16 protein-coding genes and 1 tRNA gene are annotated in these 20202 nt (G+C 58.0%); 4 read left to right on the top strand and 13 right to left on the bottom strand.

Features of this window, described 5'->3' with window-relative positions:
• The first annotated feature begins 199 nt into the window (after positions 1–199).
• Together EPD60_RS15475 and EPD60_RS15470 are read left to right on the top strand one after the other, a co-directional pair.
• A complete protein-coding gene (locus EPD60_RS15475) occupies positions 200–3445 on the top strand; it encodes a S41 family peptidase (protein ID WP_131450418.1) in 3246 nt (1081 codons plus the stop codon).
• Between the two features lie 155 nt (positions 3446–3600).
• Positions 3601–4644 (top strand): sensor histidine kinase, encoded by a 1044-nt coding sequence (locus EPD60_RS15470; RefSeq protein ID WP_131450417.1) that lies wholly within the window; start codon positions 3601–3603, stop codon positions 4642–4644.
• An 869-nt stretch (positions 4645–5513) separates the two neighbouring features.
• Here EPD60_RS15470 and EPD60_RS15465 read toward each other — a convergent pair.
• The 4 genes from EPD60_RS15465 to EPD60_RS15450 form a co-directional block, all read right to left on the bottom strand.
• The gene (locus EPD60_RS15465; RefSeq protein ID WP_131450457.1) at positions 5514–5879 is read right to left on the bottom strand and encodes a VOC family protein; all 366 of its coding nucleotides are present in this window, start codon (positions 5877–5879) and stop codon (positions 5514–5516) included.
• A gap of 82 nt (positions 5880–5961) precedes the next feature.
• Positions 5962–6714: a polyphosphate kinase 2 gene (gene ppk2 / locus EPD60_RS15460; protein WP_131450416.1), complete on the bottom strand. Its 753-nt coding sequence runs from the start codon at positions 6712–6714 to the stop codon at positions 5962–5964.
• Positions 6715–7209: 495 nt separating this feature from the next.
• Positions 7210–7899, bottom strand: coding sequence for a hypothetical protein (locus EPD60_RS15455; protein WP_131450415.1), 690 nt, complete (start codon positions 7897–7899; stop codon positions 7210–7212).
• A gap of 415 nt (positions 7900–8314) precedes the next feature.
• Positions 8315–9526: an IS256 family transposase gene (locus EPD60_RS15450; protein ID WP_131450414.1), complete on the bottom strand. Its 1212-nt coding sequence runs from the start codon at positions 9524–9526 to the stop codon at positions 8315–8317.
• Between the two features lie 187 nt (positions 9527–9713).
• On the opposite strand from EPD60_RS15450, the gene EPD60_RS15445 reads away from it, so the two are divergent.
• Both EPD60_RS15445 and EPD60_RS15440 read left to right on the top strand, forming a co-directional pair.
• Entirely contained in the window at positions 9714–10859 is a 1146-nt protein-coding gene (locus EPD60_RS15445; RefSeq protein WP_131450413.1) for a sensor histidine kinase, read from the top strand.
• 44 nt (positions 10860–10903) lie between these two features.
• A tRNA-Leu gene (locus tag EPD60_RS15440) sits at positions 10904–10987 on the top strand.
• A gap of 174 nt (positions 10988–11161) precedes the next feature.
• Here the strand turns inward: EPD60_RS15440 and EPD60_RS15435 are convergent.
• From EPD60_RS15435 to EPD60_RS15395, 9 genes are all read right to left on the bottom strand, one after another.
• A complete protein-coding gene (locus EPD60_RS15435; RefSeq protein ID WP_131450412.1) occupies positions 11162–12169 on the bottom strand; it encodes a TolB family protein in 1008 nt (335 codons plus the stop codon).
• A gap of 49 nt (positions 12170–12218) precedes the next feature.
• Complete coding sequence (locus EPD60_RS15430; protein WP_131450411.1) at positions 12219–12662, bottom strand: hypothetical protein; 444 nt, start codon at positions 12660–12662, stop codon at positions 12219–12221.
• A gap of 56 nt (positions 12663–12718) precedes the next feature.
• The gene (locus EPD60_RS15425; RefSeq protein WP_131450410.1) at positions 12719–13558 is read right to left on the bottom strand and encodes a C39 family peptidase; all 840 of its coding nucleotides are present in this window, start codon (positions 13556–13558) and stop codon (positions 12719–12721) included.
• A 36-nt stretch (positions 13559–13594) separates the two neighbouring features.
• Positions 13595–14317: a hypothetical protein gene (locus EPD60_RS15420; protein WP_131450409.1), complete on the bottom strand. Its 723-nt coding sequence runs from the start codon at positions 14315–14317 to the stop codon at positions 13595–13597.
• Positions 14318–14398: 81 nt separating this feature from the next.
• Complete coding sequence (locus EPD60_RS15415) at positions 14399–15043, bottom strand: response regulator (RefSeq protein WP_165871572.1); 645 nt, start codon at positions 15041–15043, stop codon at positions 14399–14401.
• Complete coding sequence (locus EPD60_RS15410; protein WP_131450407.1) at positions 15036–16958, bottom strand: tetratricopeptide repeat-containing sensor histidine kinase; 1923 nt, start codon at positions 16956–16958, stop codon at positions 15036–15038. The genes EPD60_RS15415 and EPD60_RS15410 overlap by 8 nt, the downstream gene beginning before the upstream one ends.
• Before the next feature lie 78 nt (positions 16959–17036).
• Positions 17037–17492, bottom strand: a complete 456-nt coding sequence (locus EPD60_RS15405) for a hypothetical protein (protein WP_131450406.1) — start codon at positions 17490–17492, stop codon at positions 17037–17039.
• Entirely contained in the window at positions 17492–19414 is a 1923-nt protein-coding gene (locus EPD60_RS15400) for a protein kinase domain-containing protein (protein ID WP_131450405.1), read from the bottom strand. Before EPD60_RS15400 ends, EPD60_RS15405 begins: the two co-directional genes overlap by 1 nt.
• Positions 19407–20198, bottom strand: coding sequence for an FHA domain-containing protein (locus tag EPD60_RS15395; protein ID WP_131450404.1), 792 nt, complete (start codon positions 20196–20198; stop codon positions 19407–19409). Before EPD60_RS15395 ends, EPD60_RS15400 begins: the two co-directional genes overlap by 8 nt.
• Positions 20199–20202 lie beyond the last annotated feature (4 nt).

Below are 20202 nucleotides of genomic sequence, written 5' to 3'. Positions count from 1 at the left end.
CGTTTCGCTACGATAAACCGGAACACCTAGCTTTGGCATCTCCCTATTAAAACTTTAGAACGGCCTGGTAGCAATACCGGGCTTTTCTTTTTCCCGGCTACGCTGCTTGTTTTATTCGCCGTATTTTGTTGTACGCGGCCGGAAGTCGCATCAACCATCTTTCGCGCCCGCTCCTACCATTCACGCCAACACATACCACATGCTTAACCCACAACGCTCCCTGCTGGCCGCCCTCCTGCTGGCGGCCGCCGCGCCGGCATCCGCGCAGAACACGACGGACACCCGCCTCCTCTGGCAACCCGCCGTCAGCAAGAATGCCATCGCCTTCATCTACGCCGAAGACCTCTGGGTAGCGGCCCGCGACGGCTCCTACCCGCGCCGCATCACCGTCAGCGAAGGCGCCGAGTCGAACCCCGTGTTCTCGCCCGACGGCAGCACCATCGCCTTCACGGCGCAGTACGACGGCAACACCGACGTATTTGTGGTGCCCGCGGCCGGCGGCGTGCCCCGCCGTCTTACCTGGCACCCGGGCGCCGACCTCGTGCGCGACTTCACCCCCGACGGCAGGAAGATCCTCTTCGCCTCGCAGCGCAGCTCCTTCACCAACCGCTACTACCAGCTCTATACCGTAGATATACAAACCGGCGCCGAGCAGCAGCTGCCCATCCCCAACGCCTTCTGGGCCTCCTACAGTCCCGACGGCAACAGCATCGCCTACACCACCATCCCCGACCGCTTTGAGCAGTGGAAGAACTACCGTGGCGGCACCGCGTCGCGCATCTGGGTGTACGACACCAAATCGCACAACGTAACCGAGATCCCCAAACCCAAGGGGGGCGCCAACGACTCCAAGCCGGTGTGGAAAGGCAACAAGGTGTACTTCCGCAGCGACCGCAACGGGGAATTCAACATCTACAGCTACGATGTGGCCACGAAGGCTGTTACCCAGCATACCAAATTCACCGACTTCCCCGTCTCCAGCCTCGAGGGCAGCAATGACGCCATCGTGTTCTCCCAGGCCGGATACCTGCACCTGCTCAACCCGGCCACCGGCAATGCATCTAAATTGAAAATCGGCATCGCCGCCGACCTGCTCGACCAGCGCGAGCGCTACGTGAAGGGCGAGCAGTACATCCGCGGCGGCGACATCTCTCCCTCGGGCGCCCGCGTGGTGATGGATTACCGCGGCGAGATCCTCACCCTGCCCGCGCAGAAGGGCGACGTGTTCAACCTCACCAACACCCCGGGCGTGCATGAAAAGTCGCCTTCCTGGTCGCCCGACGGAAAGCTCATTTGCTATTTCAGCGACGCATCCGGTGAATACGAGCTGCACGTGAAGAACCAGGACGGCAGCGGCGAAACGCGCGTGATCAAACCGAATGGCTCGGGCTTTTACAATGCCCCGCACTGGTCGCCCGACAGTAAGAAGATCGCCTTTGTGGACAACGGCCGCCGCCTCTATATGGCCGATGTAACCACGGGCAAGGTGACCAGGATCGCCGAAGACACGCACTTTGTGCCCGGCACCTTCCGCGACCTGTTCGGCAGCTGGTCGGCCGATGCCAATCACATCGCCTACACCACCATCACCGAAACCAACTTCGAGCGCGCCTGGATCTACTCGCTGGCCGAGGGCAAGTCAAGCCCCGTTACCGATGCGCTCTCCAACGTTACCGAACCCACCTTCGATCCTTCGGGCAAATACCTCTACGTGCTGAGCAGCACCGACGCGGGCCCGGTGGTGAACTGGTTCGACCAGTCGAACAACGACATGGAATCCACCAACGGCATCTACCTCATCACCCTGCAAAAGAGCGTGCCCTCGCCCTTTGCCAAGGAGAACGAGCTGGAGCTGATCCCCGACAGCACCACCAAGGCACCCTACAAAGCCGACTCGAGCCGCACCCGCCTCCGCATCGACTGGGATGGCATCCAGAACCGCATCGTGCCGCTGCCGCTGGCGAAGGGGCGCTTTAGTTCGCTATCGGCCGTAAAGGAAGGCGAGCTCTTTTACCTCGCCGCCGCGCCGCACAACGCCACGCCCACGATGCTCAATATGTATTCGCTCAAAAAGCGCAAGGAGGAAAGCATCATGCCCGCCGACGGCTACAACATCGCGGCCAAGGGCGAGAAGACCCTCTTTGTTACGAAAGGCAAATGGGGCATCGCCGCCACCGGCCAGAAGCCCGTGCCCGAGTCGATGATCAACACCGCGGCGCTGCAGGTGAAGATCAATCCGAAGGAAGAATGGAAGAACATCTTCAACGAAGCCTGGCGCGTGAACCGCGACTTCTTTTACGATCCCAATATGCACGGGGTGAACTGGGCGGCGATGAAGAAAAAGTACGAAGCGCTGCTGCCGGATGTTGCGAGCAACAACGACCTCTACCGCGTGATGCAGTGGATGTTCAGCGAGCTCTCCGTGGGCCATCACCGCTTTGATGCCGCCGGCGACCGCCGCGCCAATCCGGAGACGGTGCCGGGCGGCCTGCTGGGTGCCGACTATGAGACCGTGGGCAACCGCTACCGCATCAAGAAGATCTACGGCGGTCTCAACTGGACACCCGAGCTGCGCTCGCCGCTGACCGAGCCGGGCGCCAACGTGCAGGTGGGCGACTTCATCCTGAAGGTGAACGGCGCCGACGTAACGGCCGACAAGAATTTCTACAGCTACTTCGAAAACACGGCCGACAAGATCGTGACCCTCACCGTGGCTTCCTCCGCCGACGGCGCCAATACGCGTACCGTGAAGGTGGTGCCCGTGGCCAGCGAGGCGGCGCTCCGCAACCGCGACTGGGTGGAAGGCAATATGCGCAAGGTGAATGAGGCCACCAACGGGCAGATCGCCTACGTGTACGTGCCCAACACCGCGGCCCTCGGCCACGAATATTTCAAGCGGTACTTCTACCCGCAGGCCAACAAGGCCGGCATCATCGTGGACGAGCGCTTCAATGGCGGCGGGCAGCTGGCCGACTACTATATCGACCTGCTGAAGCGGCCGCTCAACTCGTACTGGCGCTACCGCTACGGCAAAGACCAGAAGGCGCCCAACGCCTCCATCCAGGGACCCAAGGTGATGCTGATTGACGAGACCGCCGGCTCGGGTGGCGACTACCTCCCCTACCTGTTCCGCCAGGCCAGGCTGGGCACCCTCGTGGGCAAGACCACCTGGGGCGGCCTCGTGGGTGTGCTCGGCTACCCCGAGTTCATCGACGGCGGCGTGGTGACCGCTCCCAACGTAGCCTTCTTCGACGAGAAGGGCTTCGGCATCGAAAACGTGGGTACACCGCCCGACGTGGAGGTGGAGCAGTGGCCCTCCGCCGTTATCGCCGGCCACGACCCGCAGCTGGAGAAAGCGATCCAGATTGCGCTGGATGAACTGAAGGCCCACCCGCTGCCGCAGGCACCGCAGCCGAAGGCGCCCGTGAAGACGATGCGGCCATAAGCAATGCCATCCCTTACACACAAAGCCGAACGAAATCGTTCGGCTTTGTGCTTTTCCGACGACCTGCAAGTACCTGTTTCATTTGTACCGGAACAGTTTGCATGGTTCGCGGAAAGGCGGCTCCCTGCAACCCCTTTCCGGGGTAAATTTGTGGGATGCTCCCACTGAAAACCAGCGACTTCGACATTAGCAGCTTTTTTGAGCGAACACCGGACCTCGTTTGCATCGCCGGCAGGGACGGTTATTTCAAGAAAGTAAACAACGCGGTGGCGGCTAAGCTGGAATATTCGGAGGAAGAGCTCTTCAGCCAGCCAATTGCCACTTTTATACACCCGGACGACCGCGAGCGCACGGGCGCCAAACGCGAAAAGCTGCTGGCCGGGGAGACACTGACCAACTTTCAGAACCGCTATCTGGCCAAAAGCGGCAAGGTCGTGTGGCTGCAATGGACCTCTGTTTACTTCCCGGAACAGGAAGTAGTATTTGCCATTGCCAAAGACATCACCGAAAAGAAGATACTGGAGCAGGAAATGGAAGAACGCTACAAGGAGTTCGAAAGCCTCGCGCGGTATTTCAAACAAACCATGGAGCGCGACCGGAAATACGTGGCCGTTGAACTGCACGAAGAACTGGCCCAGCTGGCTTCCTTGATCAAAATGAATACCGATTGGCTGAGCAGCTGGCAGGACGAGCTCCCGGAAAGCGCCCGTGCCCGGATGGCCCACATTTCCAGTCTTACGGAGCGCATGATCCATACGATCCGGGAAATAGCGTTCTCCTTCAGCCCGGCGATGCTCGAAGACCTTGGACTGAAAGAAACCCTGGCCGTGCTGTGCCGCGAGTTCAGTACGCTGAAAGGCATTCGCTGCTCGCTCCACTGCCGCCTCGAGCCGGGCCTGCTGACGCAGGAGGCCTCCCTGGACTTTTTCAGGATCTGCCAGGAGGTGCTGGGCGCCATTGAAAGGGGCTCTCCGGTTGATGAAGTGAGCATCCGTGTGGAAAAGGAGCAGGACAGTGCCCGCCTGCAAATAACCGGCCGGGCAAGTCATGAAGGTGCGCTACCTGATGCGTATATACCCGCCCTGGCGGATGTGCGCCAACGGGTCGCCTACATGAACGGCAGGGTTTCGCTGGCCCGTGAGGGCGACCGCGGATGGCAACTGACCGTTTTGCTGCCCCTGGTTCAACCGACGCTTTAATAATGCTGCAGTAAGTACCGGCCATCGTCCCGGTTTGTGCCGGGTGGTCCGGAGCGGCTGTATTTCGGGGTGCGCCGCGCCGGCCGGGCCTGCCCGCTCCCTGGCTTCATTCGCACGAGGCCCATCTCGAGCCCGGTAACGGGTATGATGGTGCGGTCGAATTCGTCGTAGTGGTATCCGCGGTGGGTGGTTGCCAGGAGAACCGGTCCGGCGTTCTTTCGTTTGTACCGACTGCTTAATTCCCCCCGATCTCCTCGATCAGCTTCTCCAGCGTCGTGCAAAGCTCCTGGAAAGACCCGGGCTTGGTGAGGTAGGGAATGGCGTAGGCGTCCATCCGCTGGGCGTCTACGGGGCTGATGGTTTGTTTGACAAAAGATGCGGGCAGGCAAGCCCTCTTTAGTAGTCGTCATTGCGAGGAGGCGAGTGACCTCACCCCCAGCCCCTCTCCGGAGCGGAGAAGGGAGCAGAGAACCCGGCCGCCCTAATAATGCCGTCATTGCGAGGAGGCGACTGTAAGGAGACGACGAAGCAATCTCCCTTTCTATGGGGACACCCTTTGCTTCGGGATAGGGCAGTGCCATAGATGGGGAGATTGCTTCGGGACTCCACTTCGTTCCGTCCCTCGCAATGACGGCCCTGAAGGAGTAAGGGTTTAAGATCCCCGTTCCCTGCGACCGGGATGACAGGGGCAAGGGAAAACAATGAGGCGGCCCGTGGTGGCGCTGCGGGCCGGGAAATGCCTGTCGGGCCGCCCGCTAAATCCTCTTTTGCTTCTTGTCATCCCGATGCGCAGCATCGGGATCGCGTCCAACGGCACCTGCGATTGCTTCGTGTGCCCGCGATGACGGCTTGTATTGCGCGGCTGCCTTTCACCCGCAGTCTTCAAACAGGAACACCGCATTCTTATTGGGATCGAAAAATCCGAACTCGTTGGTGCCCCAGGGTGTGCTGGCGCGGAAGTCATCGGCGGCAACGGTGCCGCGCTGTACGAACTCATCGAAGAGGGGCCTGATGTTCTTAACCCAGACCCGGATCACCGATCCGCCGAGCAGCGGATCGCCGGGCGTGTCGGCATGCCACTGCAGGTGCAGCACGAGCCCGTCGCGCTGGAGCACGGCGTACATGCCGTCGGAGTAGCGGTGTGTGAAGCCGGTGTGGGCGGCATACCAGTTAATGTCGCGGGCGATGTCGGCGGAAGGCAATACGGGGATGATGGAGCGCAGCTCGGTGGTCATGCTCATAAAGTTAAGGTGCCGGCACTGCGCTCGGGCGCAGCGCAACCAGGTAAGAAAAGATGCTCCTGGCTCTTACTCTCCCTTACCGGTACAGCTCCTGCTCCAGGTGCTCCTGCGTAGCCGGGTACACCAGCTTGCTTTTGTGCCCGAGCACTTCCGGGTCCTTGCCGCCGTACTCCACGTGGCGGAGCAGGTGGGAAATGAGGGCAATGTGCATTTCGTTCTTGTCTTCGGCGTTGGCCACGTACCAGGGTGCGCGGTCGAAGCTGGTCTTGCGCAGCATCTTGTTGCGGGCGGCGGAGTATTCGTCCCACAGCCGCTGGGCCTTTTCGTCGATCGGGCTGATCTTCCACTGCTTCAGCGGGTCTTCGCGGCGGTCGGCGAGGCGGGCGGCCTGCTCTTCCTTGCTGATGTCGAGGTAATACTTGAGGAGGATGATGCCGGAGTCGGTGAGCATGCGCTCGAAGAGCTCCACCTCTTTGAAGAAAGCCTGGTATTCTGCCTCGGTGCAAAAGCCCATCACCTTTTCCACCCCGGCGCGGTTGTACCAGCTGCGGTTGAAGATGACGAACTCGCCGCTGGCGGGCAGGAATTTGCTGAAGCGCTGGAAGTACCACTGGCTCTGCTGGCGGTCGGAGGGCTTGTTGAGGGCCACCACGCGTGTCTCCCGCGGGCTCAGGTGCCTGATGATCCGCTTTACCGTGCCGTCCTTGCCGGCGGCGTCGCGCCCCTCGAGGATCAACAGGAGCTTGAGCCCCGAGGCGATGACCTCCTTCTGCAGCTTTACGAGCTCGACGTAGAGGGATTGCATTTGCTTTTTCTGCTCTTTTTTCATGGCGGAGGTGAGAAGCGGGTTTGAGAGCGACCTTCCGGGGGAGTTATTTCAAAAGTTGGGCCCAGACCCTCAACCCACCCTGTAGCCGGGAGGGATTGCAGAGCAAATAATCACAGAGTACCTGAATACATGATTATAGAGGGGGAGCACCCTCATGTATTCATTTGCTCATTTGTTCTGTGATCATGTATTCTGCCCTCCTTTTGTGGGAGCAATGGCTGCGTTTACCAAGCCGTCATTGCGAGGAGGCGACTGCCCCCATAGTACTGTCATTGCGAGGAGCGTAGCGACGAAGCAACCTCCCCATCTATGGGGCAACTCCCTTGTTTCGGTTAGCGCACTGCCATAGATGGGGAGATTGCTTCTGTCCTCCACTTCGTTCCGTCCCTCGCAATGACGGCTCTGAAGTAGCCGCAACACCGGCGCGGGAACGAGCAAAAAAAGCCGGGAGTAAAAACTCCCGGCCGTTATCATTCAATAACCATAAAACTGCGCTCATGCGCCCGTTGCGGCGGTGCTGCCGGCAGCGGCGGTGCTGCGCGTGGCGCGGCGGTCGGTTTTGCGGCGGGCGATGAAATAGGTTTCGATGAATTCTTTGTTCTCGATAAGGCCTTCGACTTCGTCGTCGAGGATGTCGAGTATTTCGCGGGCTTTGCCGATCAATTCGTCAATGCGGCCCGTGCAGTAGATGCGGTGGTTGCCCTTTTCCTTGTAGCCGCCGCGGAGGGCGTCGAATGTGTTGATGGCGGTTTCGAGCGCGGTGAGGGCCTCGTCGGTCACCTGGTAGGCGGCCAGTTCGGCTTTGTTATCGCTGGCGTAGCGGTGAATGAGGCGGTGGCGTTGCAGCAGGTCGGCTTCGGCGCCCTGCAGCAGGTCGCTTTTGCTGAAGTCGACGGCGGCCACTACGTCGGCCCTGCCGGTTTTCTTGGCCCAGGCCAGCACGCGGCGGCCCATGGTGTACGATTTGCCGGCCGACAGTTCGAGGGCCATGTCTTTGGCCGCCTTCGATCCCGAGGTGCCGTCGGTCTGCACGAGGGCGCAGAGGTCGATCTCGCGCTTCGTTTCGGTGAGGGCCTGTACGGATTCGGAGACCGGGAGAAGGTGCGTCCAGTAGGGCCGGTGCGCGTCGCAATGCAGTTGGGTATTTCCCAGCATCTCCAAAAAGTTGTCTTGCTCTTGATTCATGGGGAAAGGTTTTGATGTGTTACTAATCTACTCTTATTGCCGGGCTTTGAGAAAGATTTGGGAAGGAAAATTTGGATGTTTTTGCAAGTGATTGTTTTTCAATTGGATTGGGTTTATGGGGTGCGGAGAAGGGTTAATGGAGGGCGGAGGAGGAATAATAAAGGTGGAAAATGGAATTATAGAGGGCGGAGATGGAATAATGAAGCGTGGAGGAAGAATAATAGCGTGCGGAGATCGGATTATAGGGTGAAGAGATGGAATTACAGCCTGCGGAGACCGGATTATAGCCCGCGGAGTTGTAATTATGGCAGGCAGAGATGCAATTTTGGCGGGCGGAGATGGAATTATAGTGTGGGGAGATGGGATTTTGCAACAAGGAGACCGATTTCGGGTAGTGCTCAGTTAAGTGTGTCATTTATTTATTCAGCCTGTCTCCGTACTTCAAAGTTAACTCTGTGCGGACGGTGGTCCATGCGAACATGGTGCCTTGCCACCTGGTGTTTGCATTTATGGTAGCCAGGTAGATTTGTTTGACGATAGCATCTTCGGAAGAGAAGGCGCCTTTCGTCTTGGTGACCTTGCGCACCATGCGATGATAACTTTCGATGGGGTTGGTCGTGTATATGATCTTACGGATGGCAGGTGAATAGTTGAAGAACGTGCTGAGCCGCTCCCAATTGGCCCGCCAGCTTTTGAATATGATGCTGTACCTGGCACCCCACTTCTTTTCTGCTTCCTCCAGGTAGTGCAGGCCCATGGCGGCATTGACAGCTTTATAGACCTGCTTCAGATCACGCACAAAAGGCTTCAGGTCCTTCCAGTTCATATACTTCATCGAGTTGCGCATCTGGTGCACCAGGCACAGCTGCACTTCGGTCTGAGGGAATAAGTCTTCTATGGCTTCTGCAAACCCCTTCAGGTTATCGATGCAGGCAATGCAGATGTCTTCCACGCCCCGGTGCCTGAGATCAGCGAGCACCGAGCGCCAGAAAGCCGCTCCCTCGTTTTCTCCAAAGTAAATGCCGATCACTTCCTTTTGCCCTTCCGTGGAAACGGCCAGTATGGAATAGATGGCCCGGGTCTTCACCACGCCGTCCTGGCGGACTTTGAAGTGGATGGCATCGAGCCACACCACCGGGTAAACGCTCTCCAGTACCCGGTTCTGCCACTCCTTGATCGCCGGGATGATCCGGTCGGTAATGGCCGTCAGCGTGCCATCCGAGATGTCGAAGTCATAAATCTCCTTCAGGTGCTTCTGAATGTCTGAATAAGACAGGCCCATGCCATACAGGCTCAGGATCTTCTGGTCCATATCCTCGGAGATGACCCGCTGACGCTTGGCCACTGTCTGTGGCTCGAAGGAGGCGTCGCGGTCGCGGGGAGAAAAAATATCAAAGCCGCCCAACGAGCTTTGTATATTTTTTTGTGTGTGGCCGTTGCGCCGGTTGCCGCCCGGCCTTTTCTTCTCCTTAAGGTGCTCGTCCATCTCACCTTCTAAAGAAGCTTCAATAACGCGCTTTAAAAGCGGCGTAAAAACACCTTCCGCTCCAACTAAAGGCTTGCCGGAGCGAAGCTGCTCACCAGCCTCCTTTACAAAAGCATCAAAATCAAATGATTTCTTTTCCATCGTATATCAATTTAATCAGTTTTAAATTGACACACTTTATTGAGCATACTCTTCCTTGTTTTCATTCTTTTTCTCGGGCTCTTTTTCTTTCGGTCTCTCCTATTCCCGCATTACCGGATTACCGCATTATCCTATTACTGCATCAGCACATTATTCCATTAGCACATTACCACATTATCTTCGGTGCATGTTGCGCTCGCTGTTGAATATCCGCTCCCTGCTGGCCCTGATCGCTATCCTCATTGTAAGCGGCACGGTCTGGTATTCGTCTTACCTCGCGGCCAAGATCGAACGGGAGGAACGCCTCAAGGTGGAAGAATGGATTGAAGCCAGCAACAGCATCCTTAATATCAACAATAAGGAAACAACGCTGGCGCTGAAGATCCAGCGCGACAACACCGACATCCCGATCATCATCACCGACGAGCGGGGCCGGATCATGGAAGTGAAGAACCTCGATTCAACGCGCCTGAACGATTCGGCTTACCTGAAAGAGCGGCTGAAGTCGTTCCGCGCCGCGCACCAGCCCCTCCTCTACCAGGACCCGATCGACCCGAGCCGGCAGAACCATTATTACTATGGTAACAGCCGCCTGCTCGACGAGGTGCGGTATTATCCCTATGTACAACTGGTGATCGTGGCGCTATTTATCGGGCTTGCCATTCTCTCTTTGCGCAGCTCTTATCGCTCCACCCAAAACCAGGTGTGGGCCGGCATGGCCAAGGAAACGGCCCACCAGCTCGGCACACCGGTATCATCGCTCGAAGGCTGGGTGGAACTACTGAAGGAAACGCACCCTGAAGAAGACTTCGTGGCGGAGATTGAAAAAGACGTGAGCCGTCTCCGCCTCGTGAGCGACCGTTTTGGCAAGATCGGCTCGACACCCAAACTCGAGCCGCGCAATGTGGTGGAGCAGGTGCACCAGATGATGGAGTATGTGCGCAAGCGCGCCCCGGGGCGTGTGCGTTTCGACCTGGAAACCGGCGGGCGCGAGACGATCCTGGTACCGTTGTCGGGGCCGCTCTTCGACTGGGTGATTGAGAACCTACTCAAGAATGGTCTGGATGCACTCGAGGGCCGGGGCCTTCTGCGTATCGACATCCAGGAACGCGCAAACGATGTCGTGCTCGACGTCACCGATACCGGCAAGGGCATCAGCAAAGGAAACGTGGCCAAAGTTTTCAAGCCCGGCTTTACTACAAAGAAGCGTGGCTGGGGCCTCGGGCTTAGTCTTTCCAAGCGGATCGTGGAGCAATATCATCGCGGCCAGCTCTTTGTAAAAAATTCTGAGCCGGGAAAAGGAACAACTTTTCGCATTGTATTAAAAAAGTAATTACATTTGCACTCCCCAATCGGGGATAAGATCTTTCTAAGGTTGCCCAGGTGGCGAAATTGGTAGACGCACTACCTTGAGGTGGTAGCGCTCGCAAGGGCGTGCTGGTTCGAATCCAGTCTTGGGCACAAAAAGCCTCCCGACATTTGTCGGGAGGCTTTTTTATTTTACGGCTCGCCCACCCCTGGTTGATCGTCATTGCACATTAACCGGATATACATAACACACCAAGGCGCGCCCATTCCGGCGCGCCTTGGTGCTGGTAAAGGTTCTGCTGCAACGGCTGGTGCCAGATATGACTCCTATCTCCAGCTGAATTGGTGTGCGCCGCCGCTGATCCGGTATCCTTTCTGATCGCGCGGCCATACCGCGGCTTTATCACTCAGCACAACCGGCGTCTTCGACGATGCCGGCACGATGGCGATCGCGGTATAATAAGAGCGCTCGAATGTTTTGTAAGTCCAGCAAGCCACAGACTTCCCGTCGGGCGACCATGCAGGGTAGGTTTCAACATTGTCGCGGTCAACGTCGGTTACCTGATGCGCGCCCGTACCATCGATGTTCATCACCCACACATGCCCGTTCAAAATAAATGCAACGCGTTTCCCGTCGGGGCTTGGCGTGGCGTGGTACGGGGCCGGGTCGTCGAGGTCTTTGTCGATACGCTGCGGGTTGGCGAGCGCTGCGTCGGTGAGGAAGATGCCGGGCGCAGGCTCCTTGTACAGGGTCCCGTCGGAGCTCTCTGCTTTGTGCCAGCCCGACATCAGCAGGCGCCCGTCGGGCATCCACTGACCATAGTATTTGCCTTCAAATTTGTACAGCAGCTTCCGGCTGGCAATATCGAATACAGCAACGCAATTTTTTTCAAAGCCCTGGCCCTTGTATCCGTAAATCGTAAGCGACAGGAAACGCCCGTCCGGCGATACGCGCGGGTCGCTCATCCCGGAAAGAACGGCGGAAATCCCGGTGCCACGAATCACGCTGTAGGCCTCAAGTGCCTCTTTGTAATCGGGGTTATCGCTGCCCAGGTCGAGCACATCGCGAAACTGGCCGGAGGCCGTACGCTTGCGCACGAGGATGTTGCGCTTGGGAAACGCATAATTGATATAGATGATCTCGCCGGAGGAAGTGACAAAGGGATGGGTGCCTTGCTGGAACAGCATCTTGTCCTTCTTTGCCGCCAGGTCGTATTCGTTGATATCCGTGCTGTGTTCGTAAATGAACTTCCCCTTCCACGATGCGGATTGGCCGCATGCTGTCAGCAAAGGAAGCAGTCCGCATAAGAGCAGCAGTGCCCGTGTTGTGCGCATAACTGGATTCGGTTGAAACGTGTGAGATAATAGTGCCGGCTTGCGCAGCTCAATAGGCCGCGGCCGTCCATTTAAGCAGGTATGTATCACAACCCAGGTTGTTGATATTCATCCGGAAGGTTCCCGAGGCCGTGGACTTCTGTATCGCCGCGTCAATGTCGAAGCGCCAGGCGGTAGCGCCGCCTCCTGGAGGTTCGGAAAGATATCCTTTTACCTTTCCGTTTGCAACGGGAAAGCTGCCCTTTGGCCCGGCGGTCATTTGTTCCAGCTTGCCGCTGCAACGCCAGTAGCCTTTAAAGGTCAGGTTGCGTAATTGTTTGCCGTCCGGAGAAAGATCGAAGAAAAGCGAGTCGCCCTTCATACCATTGGAGATGGCTCCGCGATAGCGGCGTGTGGTCCCATCGGAACCGGCAGCAGCCGTATGTGGAGCGCCTGGTGCGTTGCCGCAGCCGGCAAATATTCCGGCAAGCAAACAGCAGTAAAATCGGGTCATGAAAATTACTTTTTAATAAAAAATGGAGACGGCACAAACCCGTCTCCACAAGAACGTTACTGTTTCCAAACGGCCGCAAACATTTCCGCGGTACCGTGCGCCTTTGCCAGGTTGCCTTCATTCCAAACCCCGCCCCAGGCCTTTTTCAGCTCGTCCCAGGTCATTTTGTTGTCCGGAAAATTGGTAACATACACATACTTTGAATCGTACCCGTACGCCACTACCCAGTGGCCCGTGAACCATTTGTAGCCATACTGCGGCAGGGTGCCCGTGTCGAGCATAAACAGGCAGGGAACGTTCTTGCGCAGCTCGTTTTTGAGCGCATCGATCCCTTTTTGCCAGTTGTAGCGGATGCCCTGGCTTTTGTACCCGTCGAGGCCATAGTTGATCTGGCGCCAGTCGGTACCCAGCGAGCCTTTCGCTTCCACGAGTCCACCGACGGTGATCTTCGGCGGCGCATAGCCGTAGAAGCTTTTCGCAAGCGCCTTAGGATCGCCATAGCTGGCACCGAGGCCGGCATGCCACATGGCCGTCACCGCGGCTGCCTGCCCACAGGTGGTGTTGCGCACCGGGAAGTCGTCGTTGGTAAATTCGGTAATGGCGCAGATACCGTTGTAGCCGCTCGTGCCGCAGTGGCCCATGGCCTGCTGCTTGCCATTGGAAGCAAACTGGGGCGTGCCGCCGCTGGTTTTATTATAGGTTTTGATATACCCTTTTAACTGGTCGTAGCTGTTCCAGGAACCATTGTTGTAGTTCCGGATGTTGCACTCCGTACCGTTGGGCTCGCGGCCGAAAAGCTCCTTGTATGCCTGCTTGATCCAGGGATCGCAGTTCTGGGCATGCGCGGCGGTGAAGCAGATCGATGCCAGCACCGGAAGAAAAAGTTTCAGTTTCATACGCTTGGTTTATGGGTTTGATAAAAGGGAAGACAATCAGTTGCCGCCACCCGGTGCCACCACGTTCATTCCTCCGGCCGCCACCACCTGGCCACCATTGGGCGCAATGATGTTCATGCCACCCGCGGCCACTACGCCGGCCATCGCGCCGGAACTGAGGGCGGCAGTAGAAATACCGTTCTCGCGCATGTTCGGCTTGATCTGTCCCATCTTCGACGAGCCCTGGTTCTGCAGCTTCCAGGTCGTATGCATAGCCACCAGCTGCGCAAAGGAACAGGTCGGTTGTGCCATCCAGTAGCGGAGCTCGTCGGCATTGGCAGTGCGTCCGAAAACCTTGTAATAGGATTGCTTGATCACGTGCGCCTTCCGGTCGGGGTATACATTGAGCCAGTTGTTGATGTGGTAGCTCATCATCTCGGCGTAGGTCTTGTTCTGGCCCGACCACTGGCGCAACTCCTGGCTGCTCGGGTTCCATCCGAAAGCATCCATGAAGGAGCGCTTCACCGTTTCCTCCCGTTCCGATTGGGTTGAGCGCAGGTAGGTCTTGTGATTGTCTACCATCTGCTGGATATTGCGGTTGCCGAGGTTCTGGCGCCAATAGGCCAGTTCACCAGCATTCGCATAACGCCCGAAAGCTACAAAGTAGCTGGCGTGTATGATTTCGTCGCGCGACTGAGCCTGCGCGGTTGCGGGCATGAGAAAAAGGGAGCCGATCGCCAGCAGGCAAAAGGTAAGTTTCGTAAGGAGCGCCTTCTTCATAAAATAGCTTTTGTGGGTGAACTACAAAAGAACCGCGAAGGGCAAGCCCCGTCAATACCTACGGGTAGGTAAAATCAGTTTTTACAGCAGTCCGTGCTCCTGCGCATAACGAACAAGACTGATAGCATTCTTCGCGCCGGTCTTGCGCCCGATGTTCTTGCGATGGGTTTCTACCGTGAGCTCCGACAGGAACAGGCGCGCGCTGATGTCCGCGGAAGACAGGCCTTCCACCACGAGGCGCAGCACCTCGATCTCACGGGGCGAGAGGCGGCTTTGGCGCTCTGCCTCCTGGTGCTGGCGCAGCCCGCGCGTGTAAGTTCCGGCGATGGATTGCTGCAGGTAACGCTCTCCTTTCATCACCTGACCGATGGCATGCAACAGCTCGTCCTGCTTGACGCTTTTCAGGAGGTAGGCATCGGCGCCGGCTTCCAGGAGTGCATGAATATGCTGCACGCCTTCATGCATCGACAGCACCATGATCTTCATCAATGGAAAACGTTTCGAAACCTGCTCGGTAAGCCATTGCCCCGATCGCTCCCCCATACTCACATCGGTAATCAGCAGTGCGGGTTGCAGCTTTTCCACGAGTGCCAGGGCGGCCTCCGCCGAAGCGGCCTTGCCCACAATACGAAGCCACGGCTGCTCCGCCAGGATCGAGCCGATGCCATCGAGCAGGATTTCGTGATCGTCCGCAAGAACGATCGTGACTGGATTCGCATTAGCCAAGTTGCCCATTTTCTTTATTGGTTTGAGGACGTTTTACCTGGAGGATGATGGTGCTGCCTTTTGCCGGGGTACTATCCACGGCTACGCTTCCCTCGTAAAAAGCCATACGGCTTTGGAGGTTCTTCAGCCCGAGACCCGCAGCTGCGGTAGCCGGGTCAAAGCCCTTGCCGTTGTCTTCAACGATCAACTGCACTTCCTCCCCGTCGATCGTCAGCTGCACGGTGGCTTCGGTGGCTTCCGAGTGTTTCAGGATATTGGTGCACAATTCCTGGAAAGAACGGTACAGGGCCAGCGATAGCAGGTTGTCGTGGAGCGGCCCGTCTACATGTGTAAAGAGGGTGAAGCGGGTTTTCGGGCCCGCGTCGTTGAGTTCATTCACCGCCTGGGCCATTGTTTTGGCCAACCCAAAATGGAGCAGCAGTTCGGGTGTCATCTGGTGCGACAGGGAGCGCACCTCGGTGCCGGCTTGCTCCAGCAGGTTTTCCACCCGGTCGAGGCTGGCCTGGCCCGAGCGCGCTTTTGCCAGCTGCAAGGCTGCGGCGGCCAGCGTTTGCGCTACGCCGTCGTGCAGCTCACCGGCGATGCGGCGACGCTCGGCTTCTTCGGCCTGCATTACCGCGATGGTACGCTGGCGCTGCTCACCGATCTGCTCCAGCGCCAGCCGGGTCTGGTAGCGGCTTTTCAGCAGCTTCGACACATAAATACCCGAGGCCGCCAGCAACAAGGCCACGGCGCCAAGCAGCAGGAGCCAGCGTTGCTGCAGGCTGTTGCGCAGCTTCGCCTCGAGGTTCTCCTTTTTCAGGCGCAGGTTCTCTGTTGTTTTCTTTTGCGTTTCAAATTGCACCTGCATTTCTGCAAAAGCACGGTTATAGCGATCGGCTTCCACGCTGTCTTTTTGCGCCAGAAGCTTCTTCAGGTAGCGGGCCGCCATGGCGTCGTTGCCGAGCGACTCGTAGCTTTCGGCGAGCGCTTTATAGGCGTCGGTGAGCTTCAGGTTGTTGCCAAGGCGCGCGCTCAGGGCTTCCGATTTACTTGCCCACAAAACAGCTTTCCCGGGCTGCCCGTTTTTGCGAAAAAGGTCGGCGAGCTCGAGGTAGTCGGATGCCAGCATAGATGGATCGGAAATCTTTTCACGGGTAAGGGCGGCTTCCTGGAGCATCGCCAGGGCTTCCTTCATCCGTCCCTGCATATAATAGCTGCGCCCCAGGATATTGAGCCCGTTGCCCAGGTCGATATGGTTGCCGCGGCTGCGCGCAATGGAGATGCCTTGCCGCGCGTACTGCTCCCCTTTCTTAAAATCGCCGACCATATTGTAGCACGAAGCAATGTTGCACAACAGCACCGACCGGTGATCGTATTGCGCGCCGGGGTTGATCCGCAGCACCTCGTCGAAAAAGCGAATCGCCTCCAGCGGCTTTCCGCTCTCCATATAAGCCCAGCCGATGCTGATCATCGTACTCGTTGCACTCACATCATCGCCGCGCTTCCGGGCCACACGAAGGGCATTGTTGAATTCCGCCAGCGCCTTGCCGAAGTCGGCCAGCTTCACATAGCATTGACCTTTCAGGATATAATATTTTACCAGGGCGGTATCGTCGTTGATGCCCGCGATCTTGCCGAGTGCGCTGTCGATCTTTTGAATTGAACGCTCGGGCGCTTCGTGCCGGTAGCTAAGCCAGGAATTAAAAAAGGCCGCCTGTATGATGCCATGGCGGTGATTTTCACGGACAGCTCTTTGGTCGAGGGCGCTGATCAGGATACGCGCTGCCGGCTCGTCGCTGCGCATGAGCCCGGGTATGACGCGGATCATCGAATCGATTGGCGGTGCAGGCACCTGTGCCCCCGCCGGCAGGAAAAGCAGGCATAGCAGCAAAAGCCCTGTTGAGCGCAGTTTGATGGTTGCAAAAGGAAGCATAGCGAACGGAATACGCAGCGAATAAAGTTCTAATCTAGGAAAAAATTACCGCTTGCGCTCCCGCCGAAGGATGTGACCTTATTGCTTTTCCTTCTTTCCGAAAATCTTCTCCAGCCACCGGCCCACGCGGGTCTTCCGCTTTGGAGCCTCTTCAGGCGGGGGCGGTGGCGCTAGTTTCGGCACGGCCGCAAGTGAATCCTCGACCCGTTTTCGTGCCAGCTCGTCGCGGTCGGCAAAGCGCGCTGTACCATAAATGAGCCGGTGCTGGGCATTGTCGCGGTACACCGGCACGCCTGGATCGGCAATACGCACCGCGGGCCCGGGGCTTCCTTCCAACGTATCCCTGCGCGTCCATTGCTGCTCCACGCTGTCGAATACGAGGTAAACGCCGTTCTCCTCATCGCGGTAGGCGTCGCGTTGCGGGTAATAGAGAATGCTGTTTCCCTGGTGGTATTCGGGGGTGGAACAAGAGGCCGCGAACACCGTAATTAAAACAGCCACGAACGCCAGTATCCGTACGGGTTTGATGCGCATCAGGGAAGGTATTGCTGGTTGTTATTGGGAGCATTGGTAGCCGGATCGTCGAGGTGAAATTCCTCCACGAGCTTCCGCGCGGCCTCGTCGCCTTTCGCCGCTGCCTCGAGCAGCAGCTTGGAGCCTTTGAATACATCGCGGTCGTAGGTGCAGCCGTCGTAATTATTCACCCGCAGCACCTCGGGGTTGTCGGCAAACACATAGAGAAAGCCGAGCGTGCGTTTTGCAGGCACATATCGTTTGTCGCTGGCCTTCTGCACCAGCACAAACGCGTCTTTGCAGCTGAGAGCGCTGTGGCGTCCCTGGAGGCCCAGGTTACCGTATTCATACATCGCCTCCGGCACCTCCTTTGCCGCCAGGAACTGGTAAAGGAAAAGTGCTTCCTGCAGTTGCCCCGACTCAAGTCGGCTGCGGGCCTCCGTCAGCTGGCGGTTGATCTCCTCCTGCGTCAGTGCGGCTTCTTCCTGCTTCCGCGTTTGGTCGTTCCATTGGTCCAGCGTCATCAGGTCGCGGACCCGCAGCCAACCCCTGGAACGCTGCCCGCGGCTGTTGACGAAATCGGTATAGACGAAACCGTTGTCTTCTTTCGTCGTATTCACCACTTCCGATGAAGGCACCATATACGCATTACGCCGTGACGCTGCGTCGGGGCGATCATAGAAGTAAGCGCGTGCCGCCTTCACCATGTACTGGCCGGCTACAAGCGTTTCTGTTCCTTTGTCTGTTTGGGTTATGGGAGCGGCAGCTTCCTTATTCACCATCCCTGGCTTTTTGATCACCAGCCAGGCTGCAACGCCCAGCACGGCGAGTACCAGCAACACCGAAATAAGGCCTGCGTTGCTGCGCCGGCGTGGCGGCACGTAGGCAGGCGTATAGCTTTGTGGCTCTTCCTGGCGCGCCTGTAGTTGCTGCACCCGCCGGCGCAGCTCTTCGTTCTCCTGCCGCAACTGCTGCAATTCGCTTTCAAAAGCCGCCGCGGGGGCAGCAGAAAGAAACACTTCGGCAGCCTCCGGCTTTTGGGTGCTGCGGAGCACGATATGATCGTGCAACACCATGCCATCGCTAAAGCGGCTCTGCGGTGCCTTCTGCAGGCAGATATAAACCGTGTCGATGAGCCACTGCGGCACCTGCAGCTCGCGCGCCTGCTTCTCTTCGCTCCAACCCGCGGGGAGGTTCCTGCGGCGTAATTCCATCAGGTCGGGCGGCGGCGCTTCCATATGAGCCAGCATCACCTGCGTACGCGCCGTCTCACCCCGCTCGCTGAGCGGGAAAGGCACCGAACCTGCAACCAGCTCGAAGAGGATGACACCAAAACTGTACACGTCGGTCTGGAAAAGGATCTCGCCGTTATTCTGCTCCGGCGCCATAAACTCGATGGCACCCGCATGCCGCAGGCTGGTGCGGCGCTGCTCGTCCGACATAATGGCCATCCCGAAGTCGAGCAGTACATAGTTGCCGGTATGAACGTTGTACTTTACGTTATTGCTTTTTACATCGCCATGCTTCACACCTACGCGGTGGCAGTGCGCCAGCGCATTCGACAACTGGTCGGCGAGGCGGACTGCTTCCTTGATGGTGAATACGGGATCATGCGGCGCTTTCAGCAACTCCTCAAGGTCGGGGCCTTCCACGAAATCCATCTCGATGAATGGAAAGGAACCGCTCTCCGTAAGGCCAGAACTCAGGATCCGCACCACGTGCGGGTTGGGCACTTCATTCACTTTACGCAGCTTCGCCACTTCGTTTTGGAAGGCCATATAATGCTTGTCTTCGGGCGACTCGGAATGGATCGGCGTTGGCAGCAGCTTTACCGCGGTGATGATCTCACCTACGCGCCGGCCTTTGTAAACAGAACCTTGTCCGCCGGTCTTCAGCGCGCCCATGTTCTCGAGTCCTGCCGTAATGGTAAACACTTTACCCATGCGCTTCTGCTTTACCGGTGATGAATTCGAGCAGGGCCGAGTGGCCCAGGATGATCTGGTCGCCATGCCGCAGCAGGTGTGGCACTTCAGCGCTCTGCAGCTTGATCGCGGCCGCATCGCCGGCGCCCTTCACCTTGGTTTTGTTGTGCGGCGGCAGGCCGCCCGCGTCGGCGAAAAGCAGGAACTGCCCCAGCCCCGCGTCGTAGCGGATATGTGCGTGCTGGCGCGACACGAAGCGGTTGGCTTCAAGCGTTGCATCATCCGTGAACGCCACCGTATTAATACGGGCAAAGCCGTCGGGCAGCTGCGCCTGGGCGCCCCGCCCGATATTGACCCGGCTACCGTCGGTTGGCAGCGGGTAGAGCTGCTGCTCCGCTACGCCGGCGAGCACCCGCAGCTGCGCGGCGCCCACAGCCGGCGCGGCCTTCGAGCCCGTGGCGATCCAGATACCCGCTGCCAGCGCCGGCACCGGCTCAGCCTCCTCCGGTAGCGTTTCGCAAAACTGTGTCTTCAGCTCCCAGGCGGCGGGCAGCGCCAGGTTGTAGTCGTCGGCAATGCGCGCCACCTCCTGATGCAGGCGCCCGGGCTCATGGAAAAACACGGCCGCCTCGTATTCGGCACGCCCGGCAGGCGTCGGGGTGAGGAAAAGGTGCAGGCTGCGCAGCCCCTGTCCTTCGTTGCCCTGGAACGCTGAAAGCCGGCTACGGATCGCATATAAAAGCCCTTCGCGGATGGACTTCGCGTCGGTGGCTTCGTTTGTTTTAAATCGGTCAAAAAAACCCATGGTT

The organism is Flaviaestuariibacter flavus, assembly GCF_004337505.1.
GTDB classification, from domain to species: domain Bacteria; phylum Bacteroidota; class Bacteroidia; order Chitinophagales; family Chitinophagaceae; genus Flavisolibacter; species Flavisolibacter flavus.
The sequence above is the reverse complement of the archived record's forward strand: the minus strand, read 5'-3'. Positions and strand labels throughout refer to the sequence as shown.